The 21,996-nt window shown below is 73.4% G+C and carries 19 protein-coding genes; 9 read left to right on the top strand and 10 right to left on the bottom strand.

The annotated features are described in order from the left end of the window. The first annotated feature begins 75 nt into the window (after positions 1-75). From ACFQ80_RS14710 to ACFQ80_RS14685, 6 genes are read left to right on the top strand one after another with little or no spacing between them, the layout of a single operon-like run. On the top strand, positions 76-1,044 hold the full coding sequence (locus ACFQ80_RS14710) for a carbohydrate ABC transporter permease (protein ID WP_430549521.1): 969 nt from the start codon (positions 76-78) through the stop codon (positions 1,042-1,044). 15 nt (positions 1,045-1,059) lie between these two features. Next, positions 1,060-1,977, top strand: a complete 918-nt coding sequence (locus ACFQ80_RS14705) for a carbohydrate ABC transporter permease (RefSeq protein ID WP_430549520.1) — start codon at positions 1,060-1,062, stop codon at positions 1,975-1,977. 2 nt (positions 1,978-1,979) lie between these two features. Next, positions 1,980-3,353, top strand: coding sequence for an arabinan endo-1,5-alpha-L-arabinosidase (locus ACFQ80_RS14700; protein WP_430564181.1), 1,374 nt, complete (start codon positions 1,980-1,982; stop codon positions 3,351-3,353). Further along, entirely contained in the window at positions 3,350-4,045 is a 696-nt protein-coding gene (locus ACFQ80_RS14695; RefSeq protein WP_430564180.1) for a DUF624 domain-containing protein, read from the top strand. The genes ACFQ80_RS14700 and ACFQ80_RS14695 overlap by 4 nt, the downstream gene beginning before the upstream one ends. A 55-nt stretch (positions 4,046-4,100) precedes the next feature. Further along, positions 4,101-4,721, top strand: a complete 621-nt coding sequence (locus ACFQ80_RS14690; protein WP_430549517.1) for an ArsR/SmtB family transcription factor — start codon at positions 4,101-4,103, stop codon at positions 4,719-4,721. Continuing rightward, positions 4,718-6,016 (top strand): MFS transporter, encoded by a 1,299-nt coding sequence (locus ACFQ80_RS14685; protein WP_430549516.1) that lies wholly within the window; start codon positions 4,718-4,720, stop codon positions 6,014-6,016. Before ACFQ80_RS14690 ends, ACFQ80_RS14685 begins: the two co-directional genes overlap by 4 nt. Here ACFQ80_RS14685 and ACFQ80_RS14680 read toward each other — a convergent pair. Genes ACFQ80_RS14680 through ACFQ80_RS14660 form a run of 5 tightly spaced genes read right to left on the bottom strand, consistent with a single transcriptional unit; the run spans position 6,000 to position 12,382 of the window. Continuing rightward, complete coding sequence (locus tag ACFQ80_RS14680; RefSeq protein ID WP_430564179.1) at positions 6,000-7,088, bottom strand: LacI family DNA-binding transcriptional regulator; 1,089 nt, start codon at positions 7,086-7,088, stop codon at positions 6,000-6,002. The two genes, ACFQ80_RS14685 and ACFQ80_RS14680, sit on opposite strands and share 17 nt — an antisense overlap. A 5-nt stretch (positions 7,089-7,093) precedes the next feature. Then, positions 7,094-9,118 (bottom strand): glycoside hydrolase family 127 protein, encoded by a 2,025-nt coding sequence (locus ACFQ80_RS14675; protein ID WP_430564178.1) that lies wholly within the window; start codon positions 9,116-9,118, stop codon positions 7,094-7,096. Next, the gene (locus ACFQ80_RS14670; protein ID WP_430564177.1) at positions 9,115-10,032 is read right to left on the bottom strand and encodes a carbohydrate ABC transporter permease; all 918 of its coding nucleotides are present in this window, start codon (positions 10,030-10,032) and stop codon (positions 9,115-9,117) included. Before ACFQ80_RS14670 ends, ACFQ80_RS14675 begins: the two co-directional genes overlap by 4 nt. Next, positions 10,032-10,985 (bottom strand): carbohydrate ABC transporter permease, encoded by a 954-nt coding sequence (locus tag ACFQ80_RS14665; RefSeq protein WP_430564176.1) that lies wholly within the window; start codon positions 10,983-10,985, stop codon positions 10,032-10,034. The genes ACFQ80_RS14670 and ACFQ80_RS14665 overlap by 1 nt, the downstream gene beginning before the upstream one ends. Positions 10,986-11,032: 47 nt before the next feature. Continuing rightward, on the bottom strand, positions 11,033-12,382 hold the full coding sequence (locus ACFQ80_RS14660; protein ID WP_430564175.1) for an ABC transporter substrate-binding protein: 1,350 nt from the start codon (positions 12,380-12,382) through the stop codon (positions 11,033-11,035). A gap of 136 nt (positions 12,383-12,518) precedes the next feature. On the opposite strand from ACFQ80_RS14660, the gene ACFQ80_RS14655 reads away from it, so the two are divergent. The 3 genes from ACFQ80_RS14655 (at position 12,519) to ACFQ80_RS14645 (ending at position 15,085) form a co-directional block, all read left to right on the top strand. Further along, positions 12,519-14,108 (top strand): alpha-N-arabinofuranosidase, encoded by a 1,590-nt coding sequence (locus ACFQ80_RS14655; protein ID WP_430564174.1) that lies wholly within the window; start codon positions 12,519-12,521, stop codon positions 14,106-14,108. Between the two features lie 120 nt (positions 14,109-14,228). Beyond that, positions 14,229-14,786 carry a DUF6529 family protein gene (locus ACFQ80_RS14650; protein ID WP_430549509.1) on the top strand — a complete coding sequence of 186 codons (558 nt, stop codon included), beginning with the start codon at positions 14,229-14,231 and terminating at the stop codon, positions 14,784-14,786. After that, on the top strand, positions 14,783-15,085 hold the full coding sequence (locus tag ACFQ80_RS14645; protein ID WP_430564173.1) for a hypothetical protein: 303 nt from the start codon (positions 14,783-14,785) through the stop codon (positions 15,083-15,085). The genes ACFQ80_RS14650 and ACFQ80_RS14645 overlap by 4 nt, the downstream gene beginning before the upstream one ends. A 123-nt stretch (positions 15,086-15,208) precedes the next feature. Here the strand turns inward: ACFQ80_RS14645 and ACFQ80_RS14640 are convergent, their stop codons facing one another. From ACFQ80_RS14640 to ACFQ80_RS14620, 5 genes are all read right to left on the bottom strand, one after another. Further along, the gene (locus ACFQ80_RS14640) at positions 15,209-16,702 is read right to left on the bottom strand and encodes a helix-turn-helix domain-containing protein (RefSeq protein ID WP_430564172.1); all 1,494 of its coding nucleotides are present in this window, start codon (positions 16,700-16,702) and stop codon (positions 15,209-15,211) included. Positions 16,703-16,782: 80 nt separating this feature from the next. Continuing rightward, positions 16,783-17,733 carry a carbohydrate ABC transporter permease gene (locus ACFQ80_RS14635; protein ID WP_430564171.1) on the bottom strand — a complete coding sequence of 317 codons (951 nt, stop codon included), beginning with the start codon at positions 17,731-17,733 and terminating at the stop codon, positions 16,783-16,785. Further along, entirely contained in the window at positions 17,730-18,698 is a 969-nt protein-coding gene (locus ACFQ80_RS14630) for a carbohydrate ABC transporter permease (RefSeq protein ID WP_430564170.1), read from the bottom strand. The genes ACFQ80_RS14635 and ACFQ80_RS14630 overlap by 4 nt, the downstream gene beginning before the upstream one ends. A gap of 2 nt (positions 18,699-18,700) precedes the next feature. Continuing rightward, on the bottom strand, positions 18,701-20,095 hold the full coding sequence (locus tag ACFQ80_RS14625; protein ID WP_430549504.1) for an extracellular solute-binding protein: 1,395 nt from the start codon (positions 20,093-20,095) through the stop codon (positions 18,701-18,703). A gap of 95 nt (positions 20,096-20,190) precedes the next feature. Then, positions 20,191-21,852 (bottom strand): glycoside hydrolase family 13 protein, encoded by a 1,662-nt coding sequence (locus ACFQ80_RS14620; RefSeq protein ID WP_430564169.1) that lies wholly within the window; start codon positions 21,850-21,852, stop codon positions 20,191-20,193. Between the last annotated feature and the right edge of the window lie 144 nt (positions 21,853-21,996).

Here is a 21,996-nt window from a genome sequence, read left to right as displayed (position 1 = left end):
GCCCCTCCCGGGCGGCCGCACCGCACCCCGCCCCCGCACGTCCCCCTCGCACGTCCCTGGACGAAGGAGTCTGCGATGACGTCCACCGCCACGCCGGCCACGGCCGGCACCCGCCCCCCGGCGCCGGACCCCGCCCCCGCGCCGCCACGACGCGGCGGGACCTCGCGGCTCCACCGCACCGAGAAGAGGTGGGCGCTGCTCTTCGTCGCCGCGCCCGTGCTCGGCTACCTGCTCTTCATCCTCTACCCCACCCTCTTCGCGCTGTACGCGTCGCTGACGCGGTGGAACGGGCTGGGGCCGATGCAGTTCATCGGGCTCGACAACTACGTCGCCCTGCTGGGCGACGAGCGGTTCCGCCAGACCCTCTTCAACACGTTCTTCTACATGATCGGCATCCCGATCGGGCTCGCGATCTCGCTGGCGCTCGCCGTGATGATGAACCGGAAGATCTTCGGTCGCGCCGCGTTCCGGGCCATCTACTACGTCCCCGTGATCTCGTCCATCGCCGCGATCGCGATCCTGTGGCAGTGGGCGTACAACGGCGACTTCGGTCTGGTGAACCAGTTCCTGGGGCTCTTCGGGATCGACGGCCCGAACTGGCTGGCCGACCCCCTCTGGGCCAAGCCCGCCATCATCCTGATGGCGGTCTGGAAGGGGCTCGGGTACTCGATGCTGCTGTACCTGGCCGCGATCCAGTCCGTGCCCCGTTCCCTCTACGAGGCGGCCGAGCTCGACGGCGCCGGCGGCTGGCAGAAGTTCCGCTCCATCACGCTGCCGATGGTGCAGCCGGTGACCTTCTTCCTCATCGTCACGCAGGTCATCGGCGGCGCGATGATCTTCATCGAGATCCAGATCATGACGCCCACCGGCGGCCCCGAGTACTCGACGGCCTCGGTCGTCTACCACATCTGGCTGCAGGCGTTCCGGTACCAGCAGATGGGCTACGCCACCGCGATGTCGGTGGTGCTCGGGCTCCTCATCCTCGTCATCACGCTCATCCAGTTCCGGCTGAACCGGCGCAACGCCGGCTTCGTCGTCGACTGAGGCCCGGGAGACACCATGACCACCACGACGCCCGACATCACGCCCGGAACCCCGCCCGGAACCCTGACCGGCACCCCGCCCGGCGCGCGCCTCGGCCGCACGGCACGCTCGCGCCTCACCGACACGGTCGTGTGGATCGTCCTCGCGGCGGGCGCGGTCTTCATGATCGCCCCGCTGGTGTGGATGCTCTCCACCTCCCTGAAGACGAAGCTCGAGGTCTTCGCCCTGCCCCCGGTGTGGATCCCGGAGGTGCCCCAGTGGGACACCTACGTCCGCATGTGGACGGACTCCTACGTCCTCGACGGCATCAAGAACAGCCTCGTCGTGTCGCTCAGCGTCACGGTGATCGGGACGTTCACCTGCTCGCTGGCGGCGTTCGCCCTCGCCAAGATGCGGATGCCGTTCAAGAACGCGATCTTCATCGGCCTGCTCACCGGCATCATGATCCCGTTCCCGACGATCATGATCCCGCAGTTCGTGATGTTCTCGAAGATCGGCTGGGTGGACACGCTGTGGCCCCTGATCGTCCCCGCGATCTTCGGCAACATCGTGATGATCTTCTTCCTGCGCCAGTACCTGTCGAGCGTGCCGGACTCCCTGGTCGAGGCGGCCAAGATCGACGGGGCGTCGTACTGGCAGATCTTCTGGCGCATGATCATGCCGATCATCCGACCGGCGGTCGCCGCCCAGTTCATCCTCTGGTTCATGGCGGTCTGGAACGACTACCTGGCGCCGATCCTGTACCTGAACACGCCGGAGCGGCAGACGCTGCAGGTCGTCATCGCCAACATGAACGTCCAGTACGCGACCCAGCGCGACTACCCGCTGATCATGGCCGCGTCCGTCGTCGCCGTGCTGCCCATCCTCGTGGTCTTCCTGATCTTCCAGCGGCAGATCATCGAGTCCGTCGCGCTCACCGGCACGAAGGGCTGATGATGACCCAGACCGACACGGCCACGCCGCCCGACACCGCCGCCTGGGGCGGGCGCCACGTGCACGACCCCACCGCGGTACGGGACGACGACGGCGTCTACTGGCTCTTCTCCACGGACGCGCGCTCCGACGGCCCGGTCCGCGGTGGCGTCCAGGTGCGACGCTCCGCCGACCTCGTGACGTGGGACTTCCACGGGTGGGCGCTGCCCGGCGTCCCCGCGCCCGCGGCGGCGTGGTCGGGCGCCGAGGGCCTGTGGGCGCCCGAGGTCGTGCGCGTCGAGACGCCGGCCGGCACGACGTGGCGGATGTACTACTCGGCGTCGACCTTCGGCTCGCGCCGCTCGGCGATCGGCCTGGCGGAGGCGCCGCACCCGGCCGGCCCGTGGACCGACCGGGGCGTCGTCGTGGCGAGCGACCACGCCGACCCGCCCGCGGGGCTCGGCCACCCCAACGCCATCGACGCGAACGTCGTGATCGAGCCGGACGGGACGCAGTGGCTCGTGTACGGGTCGTTCTTCGGCGGGATCCACGTGCTCCCGCTCGACGGCGCCACCGGGTTCGTGGCGGACGGCTTCGCGCCCGCCCTGGGCGAGCTGCACGCCGCACCGGGCCGCCTGCTGGCGCGCCGGGCGCGGGCGGCCGACGGCGCGGTCGAGGGGGCGTTCGTGCTCCCCCGGCCCGGCGGCGGATGGGCACTGCTCGTCTCGTACGACTCGCTCGCGGGCAGCTATCACCTCCGGTCCGCCGTCGGCGACGCCGTCCCGGGCCCGTACCGTGACCGCGCCGGTCGCCTCATGACCGATGTCGACGCCGACCCGTGGACGGTCGGCGTGCCCGTGCTGTCCGGGCACCGGCTCGCCGGCGGTCCCGGGATCCTGGCTCCCGGCCACGCGTCCGTGCTCACGGAGCGGGTCCCCGCCGCGGCCCCCGAGGCGGGCTCGCACGTACGCCAGCTGCTGGTGCACCACGTGCGCGACGCGGACGCCCCCACCGAGCACCGGCTCCAGCTGCGGCGGCTCGTGTGGACGCACGACGGCTGGCCGCTCGTCGCGCCCCAACCGTGGGCCGGCCCCGAGCGCGAGGTGGACGACGTCTCCCGCTGGCCTTCCGACCCGGCCGTCCTCGACGGCACGTGGGAGCAGCTCACCCCGGGCACGGACCCGACGCACGTGCAGGACGGCGCCGCGGGTCCGCTGGAGGCCCGGGCCGCGGTGCGGTCCCTGGGCGGGGGGCGGTTCGCCTGGACCGCACCCGACGGCGCGGCCGTGTCCGCCGTCGTGCACCCGGCGTGGGACGCCGTGCGCGACCGCGCCACCCTGTGCCTCGTGGCGCTCGACGACACGGGACGCGTCACCCTCGCGACGAGGCTCCCGTGACGGCCCCCGTGCCGGACCGCGCGGCGGTGCGCACCGCCGTGGCCGACGCCGAGGTGCCCGGCTGGGCCGGCGGCGTCATGCTGGCGCTGCGCTGGGCGACCCTCCTCGTCGAGGTCACCGCCATGGTGGTGCTGGGCGCCCTCGCCGGCGGCGTGCTGCTCGGCCTCGGCCCGGCGCTGCGGGCGGGTGGGGTCGTCGCCGCCCGGATGACGGCGGAGCCCACGCCCTGGCGCACGTTCTGGCGTACGTGGCGCGACAGGTTCGGCCGCACCGCCGCACTCTTCGCTCCCGTCTGGGCGGTCGCCGGGCTGCTGTGGCTCGACGCCGGGGCGCTGGGCCTGCTCGACGGCTCGGACCTGCTCGGCGGGCCCGGGCGTGCGGTCCTCACCGGCGGCCTGGTGGTCGTCGGTGCGTGGGGCGCCGTCGTCCTCGCCTGCTGGCCTGTGGTGGTCGTGCGGTACGCGAGCGGGCCGGTGGCGACCTGGCGCCTCCTGCTGCTGCTCCCCCTGCTCGCCCCGGCGACGTCGGTCGCGATCCTCGTCGTGGCCGCGGCCCTGCTCGTGGCCGCCTGGGCGCTGCCGCTGCTGGCCGTCCTCGTGGTCCCGGGCTTCTGGCTGTGGGCCACGGGCCGCCTCGCCGCCGACCGGCTCGACCGGATCGACGCCCAGGTCTCGGGAGGGTCCGCGGCCTGAGGGACATTCCACAAGAACTCTTGTACAACACCCCTTGTGGGTTTACGGTGGCGGGATGACGCAGCCACCCGCCCCCACCGAGGGCACCCCGCAGGACGGCGCACCCGACCCGCACGCGGTGCGCACCGTCACCGAGGCGAAGGCGCTCGCCGCCCTCGCCAACCCCTACCGGGCGCGACTCATGGACGCGCTCAAGGTCGACGGCCCCTCCACCGCGTCCGCGCTCGCCCGCCGCACGGGGCAGGCCGTCGGCAGCGCCAGCCACCACCTCAAGGTGCTGCACGACGCCGGCCTCGTCGCCGAGGCCCCTGAGCTCGCCCGCGACCGACGCGAGCGCTGGTGGCGCCTCGTCGCGCCACGGCTGCGCTGGTCGCGTCAGGAGTTCGCCGCGGACGCCGCCGCCGTGACCGCCGCGCAGGCCGCCGAGGCGCTCCACCTCCAGCGCCAGTTCGACCGGGTCCGGGAGTGGCAGGCCAACGCCGGGTCGGCGCCCGAGTGGGACGGCGCCGCGTTCGCGACCGAGACCTGGGTGCACCTGTCCCCGGAGGAGCTCGCTGCGCTCGGCGAGGAGATCACGGCCGTCCTCGTGCGGTGGGCCGAGCGCCCGCAGCCGGACGACGGTGTCGAGCGCGAGCCCGTGCTCGTCTTCGGCCGCGGGTTCCCCGCGCAGCCATGACCGCCGCGGCAGGCCACCGGGTCGTCCCCGCCGGCACCGGCACCGTCCCCCTGGCGCGCAACCGCGGGTTCCGCCGGCTCTGGTTCGGGGAGGGCGTCAGCGTGCTGGGCAACGCCACCACGTCGGTGCTGCTGCCCCTCGTCGCGGTGCTCGAGCTCGACGCCGGGGCGGCCGTCGTCGGCCTGCTCACCGCGGCGGCGTGGCTGCCGTGGCTCGTGATCGGCCTGCCCGCCGGCGCGTGGGTCGACCGGCTCCCGGCGCGGGCCGTGATGATCGCGGCCGACCTGGTGGCCGCCGTCGCCATCGGCAGCGTGCCCGTCGCGGCCGCGCTCGACGTGCTGACCCTGCCGCACCTGGTCGGCGCCGCGCTCGCCGCGGGCGTCAGCACGGTCTTCTTCCGCACCGCCTACATCGTGCTCCTCCCCCAGGTCGTGCCCGACGAGCAGCTCGAGGCCGCGAACGCGCGCCTGCTCGGCACCGAGTCGGGCATGCAGGTGGCGGGCCCGGGGATCGGCGGCGCCATGGCCCAGGCGCTCGGCGCCGCCGCCGGGCTGGCCCTGGACGCGGCGAGCTTCCTCGTCTCGGCGCTGTGCCTCTGGCGCGTCCGTCCCGTGCGCCGGCCCGAGCGCCCGCCCACCGCCCCGCTGCGGGTGCGCATCCGCGAGGGCGTGGCGTTCGTCGCCTCCGACCGCTACCTGCGCTGGTTCGTCGTCGTCGGCGGGATCTCCAACTTCGGTCTCACCGGGTACACCGCGCTGCTCGTGCTGTTCCTCGTGGACACCGTCGGCCTGGGCCCCTCGGCGCTGGGCGTCGTGATGACCGTCGGCGCGTGCGGCGGGCTGCTCGGCGCCACCGTGGCGACCTGGCTCAGCCGGCGCCTCGGCAGCGCCCGCGCCACGGTGCTGCTGATCGTCGCCGGCGGGCCCCCCGCGCTCCTGGTCGGGCTCGGGGGCGGCGGCGCGCGGGTCGCGTGGACCGTCGCCGGCCTCTTCCTGGTCGGGCTCGCGGTGGTCTCCGGGAACGTGCTGCGCGGGGCCTGGCGGCAGCGCTACGTGCCGCAGCCGCTGATGGGCCGCGTCGTGACGACGAGCCAGTTCGTCAACTTCGGCACGATGCCGCTCGCCGGGCTGGCCGCGGGCGCCCTGGGCGAGGTGCTGGGCGTGCGCGAGACCGTGCTGCTCATGGCGGCCGTGCACTGTGCCGCCTGCCTCAGCGCGCTGCGCAGCCCGTTGCGCGGCCTGCGGGAGATGCCGGCACCGCGGGAGATGCCGCGGGTCGTCACGCCGTCGCGCTGACCGGCGGAACGATCTCCTCGTTGCCCCCGGGCTGCACGGCCACCACCTTCTCCATGCCCTCCGCGGCGTCGCCGGTGGACTCCCGGCCCACGACCCGCGAGTCCGGGATCACCCGGCGGAACGGGCGCTCGTCGCCGCCCGCGATCCGCTCGACGAGCAGGTCCACCGCCGTGCGGGCGATCTGCTCGCGCCCCGGGTCCACGGAGCTGAGGGTCGGCACCGAGTAGCGCACGTCGTCGACGTCGTCGAAGCCGATCAGCGCGACGTCGTCCGGCACCTCGATCCGGCGGGCGTGCAGCGCGTGCAGCGCGCCGAGCGCCATCGCGTCGTTGAGGGCGAAGACCGCGTCGATCTCGACGCCCGAGTCGAGCAGCCGGGCCATGGACTCCGACCCGGTCGAGCGGTGCCACAGCCCGGCCTCGGAGACGAGCGCCGGGTCGTACGGGAGCCCGGCGGCTTCCAGGCCCTGCCGGTAGCCCTCGGTGCGCAGGGCGGCGGAACCGACCAGCTCGCCCTCGTGCGCGCCCACGACGGCGATTCGCTTCCGGCCCAGCGACGCCAGGTGCAGGGTGGCGGCGCGGGCGGCGGCCACGTTGTTCATCGTCACGTGGTCGGCGGGGGCGTCGAAGACGCGCTCGCCCAGCACCACGAGCGGGAAGTCCACCGCGAACAGCTCCACGTCGTCCTGGCCGAGCGCCAGCGGCGAGAAGATCACGCCGTCCGTGAGGTGGCGCCGCCGGCCGTCGAGCAGCTCGATCTCGCGCTCGCGCACCGACCCGGTCTGCTCGATGAGCACGGTGAGGCCCTGCTCCTCGGCGGAACGGATCACGGAGTCCGCGAGCTCCGCGAAGTACGGCAGCCGCAGCTCCGGCACGGCGAGCGTGATCATGTCCGTGCGCTGGGTGCGCAGGTTGCGCGCCGTGGTGTTGAGGCGGTAGCCGAGGTGCTCGATCGCCTCCTCGACGCGCCGGCGGGTCTCGGGCCGGATGTGCGGATACCCGTTGACGACGTTCGACACCGTCTTGATCGACACGCCGGCCCGCTGGGCCACGTCGTGCATGGTCACGCGCATGCCGCTCACCTTCCCGACCGCCCTCGGTCGCCGGGCCGCGCCGATGCCGCGGCCGGGACCCAGACCCGCATCGGACCCTCTCCTCGATTGCCCCACACAGCGTAGGGCACGGCCCGGACCTGCAGCTCCACGGTGCCGCGCGCGTCGTCGGACGCCGCGTCGCCGTCCACGGTGCGGTAGAGCGCGAGCCCCGCGGACGGCGTCGCGCGCCCGGCACCGAGCAGCGTCGCCCCCACGCCCAGGGCGTCGTCCGGCGGCCCCACCTCGAGGCCGGCGGCGAGGTCGAGCGTCACGTCCTCGAGGACGACCCCGGGGTGGTCGACCTGCTCCAGGCAGTGCACCACGGGCCCGCGGGCCAGGGCGACGCAGCCGCGCGCGGCGTCGACGTGCGGGTGCGCGGCGAGCGCCCTCGGCTCCATCGGCAGGCTCAGCCGCACGCGGCGCGCGCCCGCGCCGACCCGCAGGTAGCCGCGCGCGTCGAGCGCCGTGGCGGCGTCGACGGCCTCGCCGTCCACCTCCAGCCGGGTGCGCGCGGGGTCCGCCCAGCCGGGCAGCCGCAGCGCGAGCGGCACCGGCGACGGCTCGTCCGCGGTGAGGTGGACGTCGCCGTCCCACGGGTAGCCGGTGCGCACCTGCACGCGCACGCCCTCCCCCGCGCCGAGCCCGGCATCGGGAGCGACGTCGAGGTCGGCGTCGCCGTACAGGTGCACGGCGAGCGCGCCGTCCTCGGCGTCCCGGGTGGCGACCATCGTGTGCAGCGACGCGACGAGCCGGGCCAGGTTGGGCGGGCAGCAGGCGCAGGCGAACCAGCCGCGCCGGCCGGAGGCCTGGTACTCGTCCGTCCCGTCGTGGCCGGTGCGCACCTGCAACGGGTTGGAGTAGAAGAAGGCCGTGCCGTCCGTGGAGGTGGCCGCCGCGACCACGTTGAGCAGGGCGTGCTCGAGCGAGTCCGCGTACCGCGCCTCGCCGGTGGCGAGCAGCATCCGCCAGTCCCACAGCACGCTCGCCACCCCGGCGCACGACTCGGCGTACGCGCGGTCGGGCGGCAGCTCGTACGGGTCCCCGAAGGACTCGTCCTTGTGCCGCGACCCCATCCCGCCGGTGACGAAGGTGCGGCGCCCGTGCGCGTCGTCCCACTGCCGCGCGGCGGCCGCGAGCAGCGCGTCCTCGCCCGTCTCGAGATAGAGGTCGACGACGCCCGCCAGCAGGTAGAGCTGCCGCACGGCGTGCCCGGCCACCTCGTCCGCGGCGCGCACCGGCGTCGCGTCCTGGTGGTAGGCCGGCTCGAACGGGCCGGAGCCGAGGCGGCCGTGCCCGCGCAGGTCGAGCATCCGCCGGGCGGCCTCCCGGTACGCAGGGTCGCCCGTCTCGCGGTAGAGCTCCACGAACGCCGACTCGACCTCCGGGTGCCCGCACACGAGCTCCTCGCCGTCGGCCAGGCGGGACACGACGTCGTCCGCCCACGCCATCGCGACGTCGAGGAGGTCGTCCTGGCCCGTGGCGCGCGCCCGCGCGATCCCCGCCTGCACCAGGTGGCCGAGGACGTACAGCTCGTGTCCCCAGCGCAGGTCGGCGTACGGGGCGGCGGACGGCGCGCCGCCGGACCCGGCGGGGGCGCCGAGCACGTGCGAGTCCAGGTAGCCCGACGGCGCCTGGGCACGGCGCAGCAGGTCGACGACGCGCCGCACCTCCTCCTCGTGCCGCGGGGCGCCGGCACGGGCCGACTCCCAGGCGACCGCCTCGAGCGTCTTGTGCACGTCGGAGTCCGCGAAGTTGAAGCCGCGGTACGGGCCGTCGTGACGCTCGGGATCGGCCGGGTCGAGCAGGCGGCGCAGGTTGTCCAACGCCCCCGACGTCTCGAGCGCCGTCAGGCAGTGCGGCAGGGTCGCGGCGGCGTTGCGCTCCTGCCACCGCCCGAGCACGCCGGCCGGCCCGAGCCGCGCCGCGCCCGCGGGCAGCGGGCGGGTGCGCGCCGCGGGCAGCGCGCCGCCCACGGGCCCCGCCCCGCCCGGGGCGCCGTCGCGCGTCACTTGATCGACCCGAGGGACAGCCCGCCCTGCCAGTACTTCTGCAGGGCGAGGAACGCCACGATCAGCGGCAGGATCGACACCAGCGCGCCGGTGGTGATGAGGTTCCACACCTGCTCGCCGCCCGCGCCCGCGTTCGACAGCGTCTGCCACTGGTTGATGCCCACGGTGACGGGCAGCAGCTGCGGGTCGCGCAGCACCGCCAGCGGGAGGAAGAAGTTGTTCCACGTCGCGACGGTCGTCAGCAGCAGCACCGTGACGAACGCCGGCCGCAGCAGCGGCAGGGCGACGCGGAAGAACAGGCGCAGCTCCCCCGCGCCGTCGACGCGTCCGGCGTCGAGCATCTCGTCCGGGATGGCGTCCACGGCGTACACGCGCACGAGGTAGACGCCGATCGGGCTGAGCAGCGACGGCAGGATCACGGCCCACATCGTGTTGATCATGCCGAGCTGGCTCAGCAGCACGAACGTGGGGATCGTCAGCGCCGTCAGCGGCACCATCACGGAACCGAGCAGCATCGAGAAGTAGAGGTTGCGGCCGCGGAACCGGTACTTGGCCAGGGCGTACCCGGCCAGCACGGCGAGCACCGTGGACCCCACGCCGCCGACGATCGCGTACACGAACGAGTTGCGCATCCACGTCCAGTAGATGCCGCCCTGGTAGGTGAACAGCTGCTTCACGTTGTCCCACAGCGCGAACTCGTCGTTGAACCACAGGGCGCCGCCGGAGCCCACGAACAGCCCGCTGTTCGACTTCGTGGACCCGACCACGAGCCACCACAGCGGCACGACGAAGTAGAGCACCGCGAGGAGCAGGAACAGGTGGGAGCCGATCCGGCGCTGTCCGATCCGGCGCTGTCCGGCCCGGCGCTGTCCGGCCCGGCGCGGGGAGGTCTGCTGCGTCGTCGCCGTCGTCATCACTTCAGTCCGCTCTGCTTGCGGGTGGCGTACAGGAAGACGTACGACCCGATGAACACGAGGATCCCCAGCGCGAACGCGATCGTGGAGGCGTAGTTGAACTGGCTGTAGGAGAACGCCATCGAGTACGCGTACATGTTCGGGGTGTAGGTGGTGGGGATCGCGCCCTGCGCGACCGACCGCAGCACCGTCGGCTCGGTGAAGAACTGCAGGGTGCCGATGAGCGCGAACACCACGATCATCACCATCGACGACGCGATCATCGGGATCTTGATCCGGAACGCGATCGCCCAGTTCCCGGCGCCGTCGAGCCTGGCCGCCTCGTACACCGACGGGTCGATCGCCCGCAGCGCGGCGTAGACGATGATCATGTAGTAGCCGACCCACTGCCAGGTCACGATGTTCACCAGGGAGCCGAAGACGAGGTCGCGGCTGAGGAAGTCGGGCGCGGCCAGGCCGAAGATCCCGAAGACGTCGTTCGCGGGCCCGAACCGCGGGCTGTACAGGAAGCCCCACATGAGGGCGCCGATGACCGCGGGGATCGCGTACGGCACGAACACCAGCAGCCGCGAGGCCTTCGACAGCCGGGTGGCCAGCGTGTCGAGCACGAGCGCGATCGCCACCGCGAGGCCGATCTGGATCGGCACCATGACGAGCACGAACCGGCCCACGCGTGCCATGCCGGACAGGAAGTCCGCGTCGGTGAACACGCGCACGTAGTTCGCGACGCCGGTGAAGACGCTCTCGCCGCCCGTCGCGATGCCCTTGGTGTGCAGGCTGAGCCAGAAGGCGTACGCCAGCGGCACCAGCAGGAAGAGCACGAACACGATCGTGAACGGGGCGAGGAAGAGCCACCCCCACCACTGTCGTTTCGTGTCCAGCAGGCTCGGCCCACCGCCCCGGCTCCCGGCCCGGGCGGGCGCGGGAGCCGCCTGCGTCGTCGTCGAGGCCATCGAGGCGCTCCCTCCGGTCGCTTCCGTGCGTGTCGTCTCTGGGTGTGTCATCGGACCGTGAACCCCTGCTGCTCGGCGTAGCGCACCAGGCTGTCCTGGATGGTCGCCAGCGCGTCGGCGGCGGTCGACCCGCCCTCGACCATGTCGTAGAGGGCCATGGTCTGGCGGTCGTAGGCGTACACCTGGAACGGGCTGAACGTGAACCCCGGGTACTGCGCGGCGGCGTCGAGGAAGACCTCGCGGTTGACCTGCTGGCCGCCGAAGAACGGGTAGCGGCGGTCGGTGAACCACGGCGCGTCGAGCGCGAGGTTCCACAGCGGGAACAGGCCGGCGTCCTCGACGCCGATCTTCCACGTCTCCTCGTCGTCGAACAGCTCCATGGCGACGGTGGCGGCCGCCTCGGGGTCCGTGGCCTGCGAGGTGACGGCGAGCGCCGAGCCGCCCTGGTTCACCTGCACCGGGTCCGCCGGGTCCCACTGGGGCAGCGGCGCGGCCTTCCACTCGGCGCCGGAGTCGGCGTCCGACAGCCCTTCGAGGTAGCCCGGCCCCCACGCGGCGGCGATGTAGACGGCGTACGTGCCGTCCACCAGGGACGTGTTGTAGTCGCTGGTGAACGCGTCGTCGCTGGCCACGAGGCCGCGGTCGATGAGGTCCTCCCAGTAGGACAGGACCTGGCGCGCCTCGGGGGTGTCGACGTCGATGCCGATCTGGTCGCGCCGGGCCGGGTCGTAGTCGAACGGCGCCCAGCCGGCCTGCGCGAACAGCGCGTAGTTGAACGCGCCGCCGTTCGTCGCGTAGTTGGTGATGTAGCCGTCGTAGCCGGCGTCGCGCAGGTCCTGCGCGGCCTGGGCGAACTCGTCCCAGGTGGTCGGCGGCTCGACGCCGTACTCCTCGAAGATGTCGGCCCGGTACAGCATGCCCACGGGGCCGCCGTCGACCGGCACGGCGAACACCGAGCCGCCGCTGGAGACGTCCGACCAGGCGCCGGCCGGGAACTGGTCCTCCAGGTCGGCCGCGCCGTAGGGCGCGAGGTCCGCGAGGCCGTCGAGGATCGTGTACGTCGGCAGGATCTCCGACTCGAGCTGGATGACGTCGGGAGCGCCGGTGCCCGCCTCGAGGGCCGTGGAGAACTTGCCGTACTCGTCGGCGCCCTGGCCCGCGTTGGTCCAGCAGATCTGGACGTCGTCGTGCTGGGCGTTGAACGTGTCCACGATCTGCTCGACGGCGGGGTACCAGGCCCAGAGGGTGACGCGGGTGGCGTCGGGCTTGGTGATCTCGTTGGTGCAGCTCGTGTTGTTCGCCGAGCCCGCGTCGCCCCCGGGCGCGCACGCCGCGAGCGACAGGCCGGCCAGCCCGGCGGCCGTCGCCGCCACGGCGCGTCGCAAGCCTCTGCGCATGCCGATTCCTCCTCGAGTCGTCCGGACCCAGATCCTCCTGGGCCGATTGGTGCCGCGCGCGGCGACCGTGGTTGACTCTACATCGTTGTACACGGTGGCTTCACCATCGCCCACTTCGACGAGGAACGTGAGACCCATGACGGCTCCCCAGACCGATGCCCACCCCGACACCACTGCTCCCGACGAGGCCCCCGCCGCCGCCGGCGCCCGCGTCACGTTGCACCCCGACTTCCGCCGCGGCGCCGTCGACCGCCGTCTGTTCGGCTCGTTCGTCGAGCACCTCGGCCGCGCCGTGTACACCGGCATCTACGAGCCGGGCCACCCCACCGCCGACGAGCACGGCTTCCGCCGCGACGTCGCCGACCTCGTCCACGAGCTGGGCGTGCCGATGGTCCGCTACCCCGGCGGCAACTTCGTCTCCAACTACGTGTGGGAGGACGCCGTCGGCCCCGTCGAGCAGCGCAAGCCGTTCCTCGACCTCGCGTGGCGCACCGTCGAGCCCAACCTCGTCGGCACCGACGAGTTCCTGCAGTGGGCGGAGCGCGAGGGCGTCGAGCCGATGATGGCGGTCAACCTCGGCACCCGCGGCGTCGCGGCCGCCGCCGCCCTGGTCGAGTACTGCAACGGCGAGGCCGGCACCCGGTGGGCCGACCTGCGCATCGCCAACGGCCGCGAGAAGCCCTACGGCGTGACGCTGTGGTGCCTCGGCAACGAGATGGACGGCCCGTGGCAGATCGGGCAGAAGGACGCCCACGAGTACGGCAAGCTCGCGGCCGAGGCCGGCAAGGCCATGAAGCTCGTCGACCCGTCGATCTCGCTGATCGTGTGCGGCTCGTCGTCCATGCAGATGCCCACGTTCGGCGAGTGGGAGCGCACCGTCCTGTCGTACACGTACGACCTGGTCGACCACATCTCCATGCACGCCTACTACGAGGAGATCGACGGCGACCGCGCGTCATTCCTCGCGTCGGGCACCGCGATGGACCGCTTCATCGACCGCGTCGTCGCCTCGGCGGACGCCGTCGGCGCGGAGCGGCGCAGCGACAAGGCGATCACCATCAGCTTCGACGAGTGGAACGTCTGGTACAACACGACCCGCTTCGGCGGGGAGGAGAACCTGCCGATCCAGCGCGACGCCCCGCGCATCATCGAGGACGTCTACTCCGGCCTCGACGCCGTCGTGGTCGGCGACCTCATGGTCACCCTGCTCAACCACGCCGACCGCGTGCCGGTGGCCTGCCTCGCGCAGCTCGTCAACGTCATCGCGCCGATCATGACCGCGCCCGGCGGCGAGGCGTGGCGCCAGCCCACCTTCCACCCGTTCGCGACGACGTCGCGGCTGGCCCGCGGCACGGCGCTCGACGTGCGGGTGGACGCGCCGACGTACGACACCGCGCAGCACGGCACGGCGCCGGTCGTCACGGCCGCCGCGACCGTGGACGACGACGGCTCGCTCGGCCTGTTCCTCACGAACCGGTCCGACCGGGTGGTCGAGGTGGAGCTGGCCCACGTCGGCGCCGCGCTCGGCATCACCGAGGGCTGGCAGATGGTCGCGGACCACGAGCCCGCCGTCGATGGCGCCGAGCACGCGGCGAAGGTCGCCGAGGCCTGCTGGTCCGTCGTCGACGTCGCCTCGGCCGCGACGCCGGGTGACGCGGGCACGACCCGCGTGCGCCTCGCGCCGGAGTCCTGGACCGCCTTCGCGGGGACGTTCGCCCGCGCCTGACCGTCCCGCCCACGCCGAACAGGCGGTTGGGCACCTTGTGAGACCTCAGAAGGTGCGCAACCGCCTGTTCGGCGTCGTGTCCGGTGGCCGGCACCCGGCGGACCGGGCACTGTGACTCGCATGGGCGAGTCCCCCGCGGTCCCCCGCGCGACGTGGCGCTGGGCCCTGGCCGCCGCGACGGCGGCCGGCGTGGGCGTCGCCGCCGCCCTCGGAGCGTACGCCGACGCCCACCCGGGCGACGGCGCGCCGCTGCTGACGCTGTGGTTCACCAGCATGCTCGAGATGAAGACGTGGCTGTCCACCGCCGCCGTCACGCTCCTCCTGGTCCAGCTCGCCTCCGCCCTGGCGATGTACGGCCGGCTGCCGGGCGTCCGGGAGGCTCCGAGCTGGGTCGGCCTGCTGCACCGGTGGAGCGGCGTGGCGGCGTTCGGGCTGACGCTCCCCGTGGCCTTCGCGTGCGTCTGGTCGATCGGGCTGGAGGGCGAGCCCTCCCGCGTGCTGGTGCACTCCGTCGCCGGCTGCCTGTTCTACGGGGCGTTCACGGTCAAGATGCTCGCCCTGCGCGTGCGCGCCCTGCCGCCCGTCGTGCTGCCGCTGCTGGGCGGCCTCGTCGTCGCGCTGCTCGCCCTCGTCTGGTCCACCTCGGCGCTCTGGTACCTCACCGGCGGCGGCGCGTGACCGGCCCCGGCGCCGCGCCCGACGCCCCCGCCCCGGACGGGCCGGGGCCGTCGCGTCGCGACGTCGTCGAGGGCCTCGCCGTCGCGGTGGTCGCCGGCGTCGGCGGCTTCGCCTGGTTCTCCGCGTCCGGGCCCCCGTCGGAGGAGGAACGCGAGGAGCTCGAGGACCGGCTGGACGACGAGCAGGACGAGCTCGAGGACCGGCGCGAGGACGACGCGGACCGGGACGAGGACCGCGACGACGACCGCGACGACGACCGCGACGACGAGGACCGCGACAAGGACCGGGGGCGAGGATGAGACGACCGTTCGGGCAGCGCCTGCCCACCCTGGTGCTGATCGCGCTGGCCGCCGCGACCGTCGGCGCGATGCTCGCGGCGCTGCGCTGACGGCCGCGCCGACGAGCCGCCCGACGACCGGACGTCAGACGGTGGCGTGCCGCCTCACCACGCGGCTGACCGTCGCGCGGGACACGTCGAAGCGCTCGGCGATCTCCCGGTGCGTGAGCCCGTCGTCGGCGAGCTCGACGATGCGGCGGTCGCGGTCCCCCCGGTCGTCGAACGCCGCGTCGGCCGTCGGGTCGGCGGCCTCCTCCGCGGTGTAGGGCGCCTCGGGCGCGCCCGTCGGCTCCGTGTCGTCGGCAGGCTCAGCCGTCGCCGGCCCCCCGTGCGCCGTGAGGAACGCGGACCGCTGGGCGAGCGCGTCTCCCAGTGCCGGGTCCGACTGCCGCAGCAGGTCGAACACCTCGAGCCGGCGGGTGTGCCCCGTCTCCGGCAGCGGCTCGCGCGTGCCCGGCAGGCCCGCCTCCGCCTCGACGTCCGCGGACGACCGCTCCGGGGTGACGTCGGCGGTGTCCTCGGCGGTGTCCTCGGCAGTGTCCTCGGCGACGACGTCCTGGGCGGGCTCGCGCGACGGGTCGGGCCCCAGGTCCTCGTCCAGGTCGTCGAACCAGGCCGCCACGGTGACGTCGTCCACCGGCACGTCGGGTCGCTCCTCCGCCTCCACGACCTCCGTCGCGCCGGTGAGCGCCGCCTGGAGGTCGTCGGCGAAGGCGTCCGCCGCGGCGTCCTCGACCGCCGGGCGGGCGCCCGGCTCCTGCACCGCCGGCGGGGCCGCGACCAGCGCGACGGGCGAGGCCGCGGGCGCCGGCAGCGCGCGCGGGCCGGAGGGGGACGTGCCGCGGGCGACGCCGCGCTCGATCGAGCTGGCGCCGATGAGGTCGAGTCGGTTGCCGTGCCGCTCGGCGGCCTCGAGCCGCTCCACCCAGACCTGCATGCGCCGCTCGAAGTCCTCGACCGTGAGCAGCTTCAGCGCGGCGTCACGCGCGGCCCGCTGACGGCTGTGCGCCGTGCGCACCTTGCGCATCCCCGCGTGGTTCCCGGTGCTGTCGAGCCGCGCGTCGCGCCACACCTCGAGGGCGGTGACGTACTGGTGCACGCGGTGCTCCCTGCGGCGCTCGTCGAGCGTGTGGCCCGTGACGAGGTGGCGCTCGCCCACCAGCGCCAGGTGCCACATGAGCGCGGCGACCAGCGGCGGCACGAACCGGAACGCGACCATGTACGGGGTGCTCGCGTCCGGCACGGCGATCTCGTGCAGCGCGGCGAACATGCCCGACGTGCCCGACAGGATCCACGTCAGGGTGAGGAGCACGCCGTACGGGCGGCCCTCCAGGGCGGCGTTGCGCGCCATGAGGGCGACGGCGACGAGGCTGACCTCGAGGAAGCCGGCGAGGGCGTACGCCTCCGCCGGGGACATCCCCGCCACCTCCAGGCCGAAGAGCACCATGCCGCTGTACGCCAGGGCGGTCGCGATGGTCGCGGCGACGACCACCGCGACCATCGGCAGGTGCCGCCCGCGGTAGCGCACCGTGGGTCGTGCGGCGGCCGGGGTGTCGGTCGTCGGGTCGTGCTGGGTCACGTCGTTCCTCCGAGAGTCGCTGATCTGGGCATATATCAGCATTCGGACTATCCAGGCGTCAACGACACGGCGGGTGAACGTCAGCCCTTGACCGCTCCCCCGAGCCCTGCGCCGCGCAGGAACAGCCGCTGGAAGACCAGGAACATCGCCACCGGCAGCACGGTCGAGATCGCCAGCGCGGCGAGGAAGACGCCCAGCTCGGTGGACGCCTCGATCGCGGGCAGCCGCACGGACAGCGGCTGGATCGCCGGGTCCTTGAGCACCAGCAGCGGCCACAGGAAGTCCTTCCAGGCCGCGATGACGGCGAACACGGACACGACGCCGAGGATCGGCTTCGACATCGGCAGCACGATCGACCAGAACAGCCGGTACGGCCCCGCGCCGTCGACCCGCGCGGCCTCGAACACCTCGCGCGGCAGGTTGTCGAAGAACCGCTGCACCAGCAGCACGTTGAACGCGCTCGCGCCGGCGGGGAGCCACACGGCCCAGAAGCTGTCGACCAGCGACCGGCCCAGCAGCGGCGGGTCGAGGATCGTCAGGTACAGCGGGACGAGCAGCACGACGGCGGGCACGAACATCGTCGACAGGACGAGCGCCTGCACGACCTTGCCGTAGCGCGGCCGCAGCACGGACAGCGCGTAGCCGCCCGTCGTCGCGACCACGAGCTGCACGGCCCACGACCCGAGCGCCAGCCACACGGTGTTCATGAAGTAGCGGCTGACCTGGACGTCGCTCCAGGCGCGCTCGAGGTTCTCCCAGGCGACGCCGTGCGGGAAGACCGCCATGGGCGTGCGCAGGATGTCCTGCGTCGGGGTGACGGCGTACTTCGCCAGCAGCAGCATCGGGCCGAGGCCGACGACGACGAGCAGCACCAGGAGCAGCACGTGCGTGCCGCCCATCCCCCAGCGGACCGCGGGACGGCGCCAGTCGGGGGCGGACAGCGCGCCGCGGTCGCCGTCGTCGGACGGCGACGCGGCGCGACGGCGCGCGGCGCGCGCCGGGCGGGGGCGGTCGGTGGTCGTGAGGGTCATGACGTGCTCCAGGACCGCGTGAGCCGGAAGTAGAGGACCGAGAAGACCGCGAGGACGGCGGCGAGCAGGAGCGACAGCGCGGTCGCGGCGCCGTAGTCGCCGCCCAGGCTGTTCTGGAACGCGTACCGGTAGATGAGCAGCAGCACGGTCACGGTCGCGTTGTTCGGCCCGCCCCCGGTGAACAGGTACGGCTCGAGGAACACCTGCGCCGTGCCGATGACCTGCAGGATCAGCGTGATGAACAGGACCCCGCGCAGCTGCGGCAGGGTGACGTGCCAGATCTTGCGCCACAGGCCCGCGCCGTCCACCTCGGAGGCGTCGTACAGCTCGGCGGGCACGCTCGTGAGCGCCGCCAGGTAGATGATGACCGTGCCGCCCGCGCCGGCCCAGGTCGCGGCGAGCACGAGCGACGGCATCGCCCACGACGCGTCCTGCAGCCACGGGTACGGGCCGAGCCCCACCCAGCCGAGGATCGTGTTGAACACGCCCGTCGGCCCGCCCTTGTAGAAGAACTTCCACAGCAGGACGGCGACGACGGGCGGCACCACGACCGGCAGGTACGCGAGCGCGGAGTACAGCCCCCGCCCGCGCCGCACCTCGCGCATGAGCACCGCGGCGACGAGGGGCACGGGGTACCCGAACAGCAGCGCGAGGAACGCGAAGTACAGCGTGTTCCTGACGGCCTTCCACAGCAGCGGGTCGGCCAGGACGTGCCGGAAGTTGTCCAGCCCGACGAACGTCGGGTCGGTGACGAGGTTCGTCTCCTGCACGCTCATGATCACGGCGCGCACGATCGGGAACCACGAGAAGACGCCGAAGATCACCAGCAGCGGCAGCAGGAAGACGAGGCTGTGCAGCCCGCCCCCGCGCAACCAGGTGGCCGGGCCCCGGCGCGGGCGGCCGGCGCCGGCCGCCCGCGCGGGTGCGGCGACGTCGCCGCGAGAAGAGGTGGTCGTGACGGTCACGGTCAGCCCTGGTCGAGCAGCGCCTGGGCCTGCGTGTTCGCGTCGGCGAGCAGGGCGTCGATGTCGGCGCCCTCGTCGGTGAGGACCGCCTGCACGACCGGGTCGAGCAGCGCGTACACCTCCTGCGTCTTCTGCGACGGCTCGCCGGCCAGCGGCAGGTCGAACATCGCGTCGGTGAACGCCGTCATCTGGTCGAGCGGCACGTTGACGTAGTCCGCGATCCACTCCTGGTTCAGCTCGTACTGCTCCTTCGAGAACATCGGCAGGACGGGCGTGCCCACGGGCTGGTCGTTCTTGGCGAGCGTCGCGGCGTCGGCGACGGCGCGGTCCTCGTCGACCAGCTTGTTGAGGTAGAAGAAGTCGATCCACTTGATCGCGGCGTCCTTCACGCCCTCGTCGACGTTCGCCGGCACACCGGCGAGGGTGCCGCCGGTGAGCGTCGCCGCCTCCGGTGCGTCGGACAGCGGGATCGGCGCGAGGCCGTAGGTCTCCGGGTCGACGGCGTTGGTCTGCACCAGCGAGGTGTAGATGTCGGAGCCGGAGGTGAACATGCCCACCTGGCCGGCCGCGAACTCCTGGTTGATGCTGCCCCAGTCGAGCAGGAAGTTGCCGCCCATCGACTCGTCCTCCCACCGCAGGTCGTGGAGGAACTGGAGCGTCTCCTTCGTGCCCGCGTTGTCGAGGGTCGCCGAGGCCTTCTGGTCGGCGTCGGTCTCCACGGTGCGGCCGCCGCGCGCGACGGTCTGTGCCGTGAGCTGCCAGCCGCCCGTGTTGTTCTGCGTCATCGTGGCGTAGCCCGCGACGCCGGGGTTGGCGTCGGCGATCTTGTCGGCGTACTCGCGCACCTGCTCCCAGGTGGTCGGCGGCTGGTCGGGGTCGAGGCCGGCCGACTCGAAGAGCTGGCGGTTGTAGTGCAGCGCCACCGGGTAGGCGTTCTTCGCCGGGATCGCGTACACGTGGCCGTCGGCCCCCGTGCCGGCCTCGAGGATCGTCGGGTTGAACTGCTCCGCGTACGGCAGGGCGCGGAACTGCGCGTCCATGTCGGCGAGCTGGCCGTTCTCGACCAGGCCCTGCGCGTCGGTGAACGGGATCTCGAACACGTCGGGCAGCGTGCCGCCCGCGAGCTGGGCGGCGAACGTCGTCGCCTTCCACTCGTACTCCTCGGGCTGCACGTCGATGTCGGGGTTCGCCTTCTCGAACTCCGCGACCTGGTCCTCGAAGGCGGCGACCGCCTCCTCCGTGGACCCGGGCAGCAGGGAGACCACCGAGAGGGTGACCTGACCCGCCGAGTTGGTGCTCTCGTCCTGGGGGTCGCCCCCGCCGGAGCACGCGGCGAGGGTGCTCGCCGTGAGCGCGCCCACCAGGGCGAGCGCGGCCGGCTTTCGTGTGGACTTCATCGTCACTCCTTGTCGATCCGGTGTCGGTCTGACCGTCGACGGGGACCGTCGGTGGTCCCCGCGGTGGTGCTGGTCGGGGGTCGGGTCGGGGCACCTCACGGGCGGAGCCAGACCGCGACGTCGGTGGCGATCCGCAAGAGCGGCTCGCGGGGGTCGGCGCTGTGCAGCACGACGTCGGCGCCGGCCGGCAGGGGGACGGGCTCGGGCCCGAGGTTGACGACGCACACCAGCTCGTCCGCGCCGCCGTCGCGGGCGAAGGCGAGGACGTCATCACTGACCGGGACCTCACCGACCGCCTCGAGCCAGCGCAGGCCGCCGCCCCGCAGCGCGGGCTCCGCGCGCCGGGCCGCGAGCGCCCGGCGGTACAGGGCGAGCATCGACGCGGGGTCCGCCTCCTGGGCCTCGACGGACAGCCCGCCCCACGCCGCCGGCTGCGGCAGCCAGGGCGCCGCGCCGTCGTCGGGCCCGAAACCGAGCGAGGCGCCGCGGCGGGTCCACGGCAGCGGCACGCGGCACCCGTCACGGCCGGGGTCGACGCCGCCCGACCGGTCGTGCATGGGGTCCTGGAGGAGCTCGCGCGGCAGGTCCTCGACCTCCGGCAGCCCGAGCTCGTCGCCCTGGTAGACGTACAGCGCGCCCGGCAGGGCGGCCACGAGCAGGGCCGCGGCGCGGGCCCGGCGGCGCCCGAGGTCCAGGTCGGTCGGGGTGTCGAACCGCTTGGCCGTGAACGCGAACGACGAGTCCGCGCGCCCGTACCGCGTCACCGGGCGGGTGACGTCGTGGTTGGACAGCACCCAGGTGGCGGGCGCCGCGACCGGCGCGTGCGCGTCGAGCGTCGTGGTGATCGACTCCCGCAGCGCCTTGGCGTCCCAGGGCCGGGCCATGAAGTCGAAGTTGAAGGCCGTGTGCATCTCGTCGGGGCGCAGGAACCGGGTGAAGCGCTCGGTGTCCGGCAGCCACACCTCACCGACGAGCACGCGCGGCTCGTCGTAGGAGTCGGCCACGGCCCGCCAGGACCGGTAGACGTCGTGCAGCTCGTCCCGGTCCACGTGCGGGTGCTCCCCGGGCCCCGGGTGCTCGGGCACCTCGGGCAGGGTCGGGTCCTTGACGAGCAGCGCGGCCGAGTCGATGCGGATGCCGGCGGCGCCCCGGTCGAACCAGAAGCGCAGGACCTCCTCGTGCTCACGACGCACGTCGGGGTGGTCCCAGTTGAGGTCGGGCTGCGACGGGGCGAACAGGTGCAGGTACCACTCGCCCGGCGTGCCGTCGGGGTCGGTGGTGCGCGTCCAGGTGGTGCCCTGGAAGTCGGAGACCCACCGGGTGGGCAGCTCGTCGCCGTCCTCGCCCCGGCCCGGCCGGAACCAGAACCGCTCGCGCTCGGGCGAGCCGGGGCCCGCGGCGAGGGCCGCGCGGAACCACGGGTGCGCGGACGAGACGTGGTTCGGCACGACGTCGACGATCGTGCGGATCCCGAGCGCGCGGGCCTCGGCGATGAGGGCCTCCGCCTCGGCGAGCGTGCCGAACTGCGGGTCGATCGCGCGGTAGTCCGCGACGTCGTACCCGCCGTCCGCGAGGGGCGACACGTACCAGGGGGTGAACCAGATCGCGTCGACCCCGAGGTCCCGGAGGTACCCGAGGTGCTGTCGCACCCCGGCGAGGTCACCCGTGCCGTCGCCGTTCCCGTCGGCGAACGAGCGCGGGTAGACCTGGTAGATCACCGCGCTGCGCCACCACTCGGCGTCCTGCCCCTTGCTCACCGATGAGCCCCTTCCACGTCGTCGTCGATGAGCAGGACAGTAATGAGCCGACGTAGAGCACGCAAGAAGTCGACAGTAGCGTTACCAAACTGCGACATCGCCGCGCGCAGACAGGAACAAGCGAACGGCCGGCCGGGCGACACG

Source organism: Isoptericola sp. NPDC056578 (assembly GCF_042793275.1).
Lineage (GTDB): Bacteria > Actinomycetota > Actinomycetes > Actinomycetales > Cellulomonadaceae > Isoptericola.
The sequence above is the reverse complement of the archived record's forward strand: the minus strand, read 5'-3'. Positions and strand labels throughout refer to the sequence as shown.

Bases quoted from the DNA above. Each gene is read 5' to 3' on its own strand.
- ACFQ80_RS14710 (WP_430549521.1), top strand. From the start codon at position 76: ATGACGTCCACCGCCACGCCGGCCACGGCCGGCACCCGCCCCCCGGCG.
- ACFQ80_RS14705 (WP_430549520.1), top strand. From the start codon at position 1,060: ATGACCACCACGACGCCCGACATCACGCCCGGAACCCCGCCCGGAACC.
- ACFQ80_RS14700 (WP_430564181.1), top strand. From the start codon at position 1,980: ATGACCCAGACCGACACGGCCACGCCGCCCGACACCGCCGCCTGGGGC.
- ACFQ80_RS14690 (WP_430549517.1), top strand. From the start codon at position 4,101: ATGACGCAGCCACCCGCCCCCACCGAGGGCACCCCGCAGGACGGCGCA.
- ACFQ80_RS14685 (WP_430549516.1), top strand. From the start codon at position 4,718: ATGACCGCCGCGGCAGGCCACCGGGTCGTCCCCGCCGGCACCGGCACC.
- ACFQ80_RS14680 (WP_430564179.1), bottom strand. From the start codon at position 7,088: ATGCGCGTGACCATGCACGACGTGGCCCAGCGGGCCGGCGTGTCGATC.
- ACFQ80_RS14670 (WP_430564177.1), bottom strand. From the start codon at position 10,032: ATGACGACGGCGACGACGCAGCAGACCTCCCCGCGCCGGGCCGGACAG.
- ACFQ80_RS14665 (WP_430564176.1), bottom strand. From the start codon at position 10,985: ATGGCCTCGACGACGACGCAGGCGGCTCCCGCGCCCGCCCGGGCCGGG.
- ACFQ80_RS14660 (WP_430564175.1), bottom strand. From the start codon at position 12,382: ATGCGCAGAGGCTTGCGACGCGCCGTGGCGGCGACGGCCGCCGGGCTG.
- ACFQ80_RS14655 (WP_430564174.1), top strand. From the start codon at position 12,519: ATGACGGCTCCCCAGACCGATGCCCACCCCGACACCACTGCTCCCGAC.
- ACFQ80_RS14650 (WP_430549509.1), top strand. From the start codon at position 14,229: ATGGGCGAGTCCCCCGCGGTCCCCCGCGCGACGTGGCGCTGGGCCCTG.
- ACFQ80_RS14635 (WP_430564171.1), bottom strand. From the start codon at position 17,733: ATGACCCTCACGACCACCGACCGCCCCCGCCCGGCGCGCGCCGCGCGC.
- ACFQ80_RS14625 (WP_430549504.1), bottom strand. From the start codon at position 20,095: ATGAAGTCCACACGAAAGCCGGCCGCGCTCGCCCTGGTGGGCGCGCTC.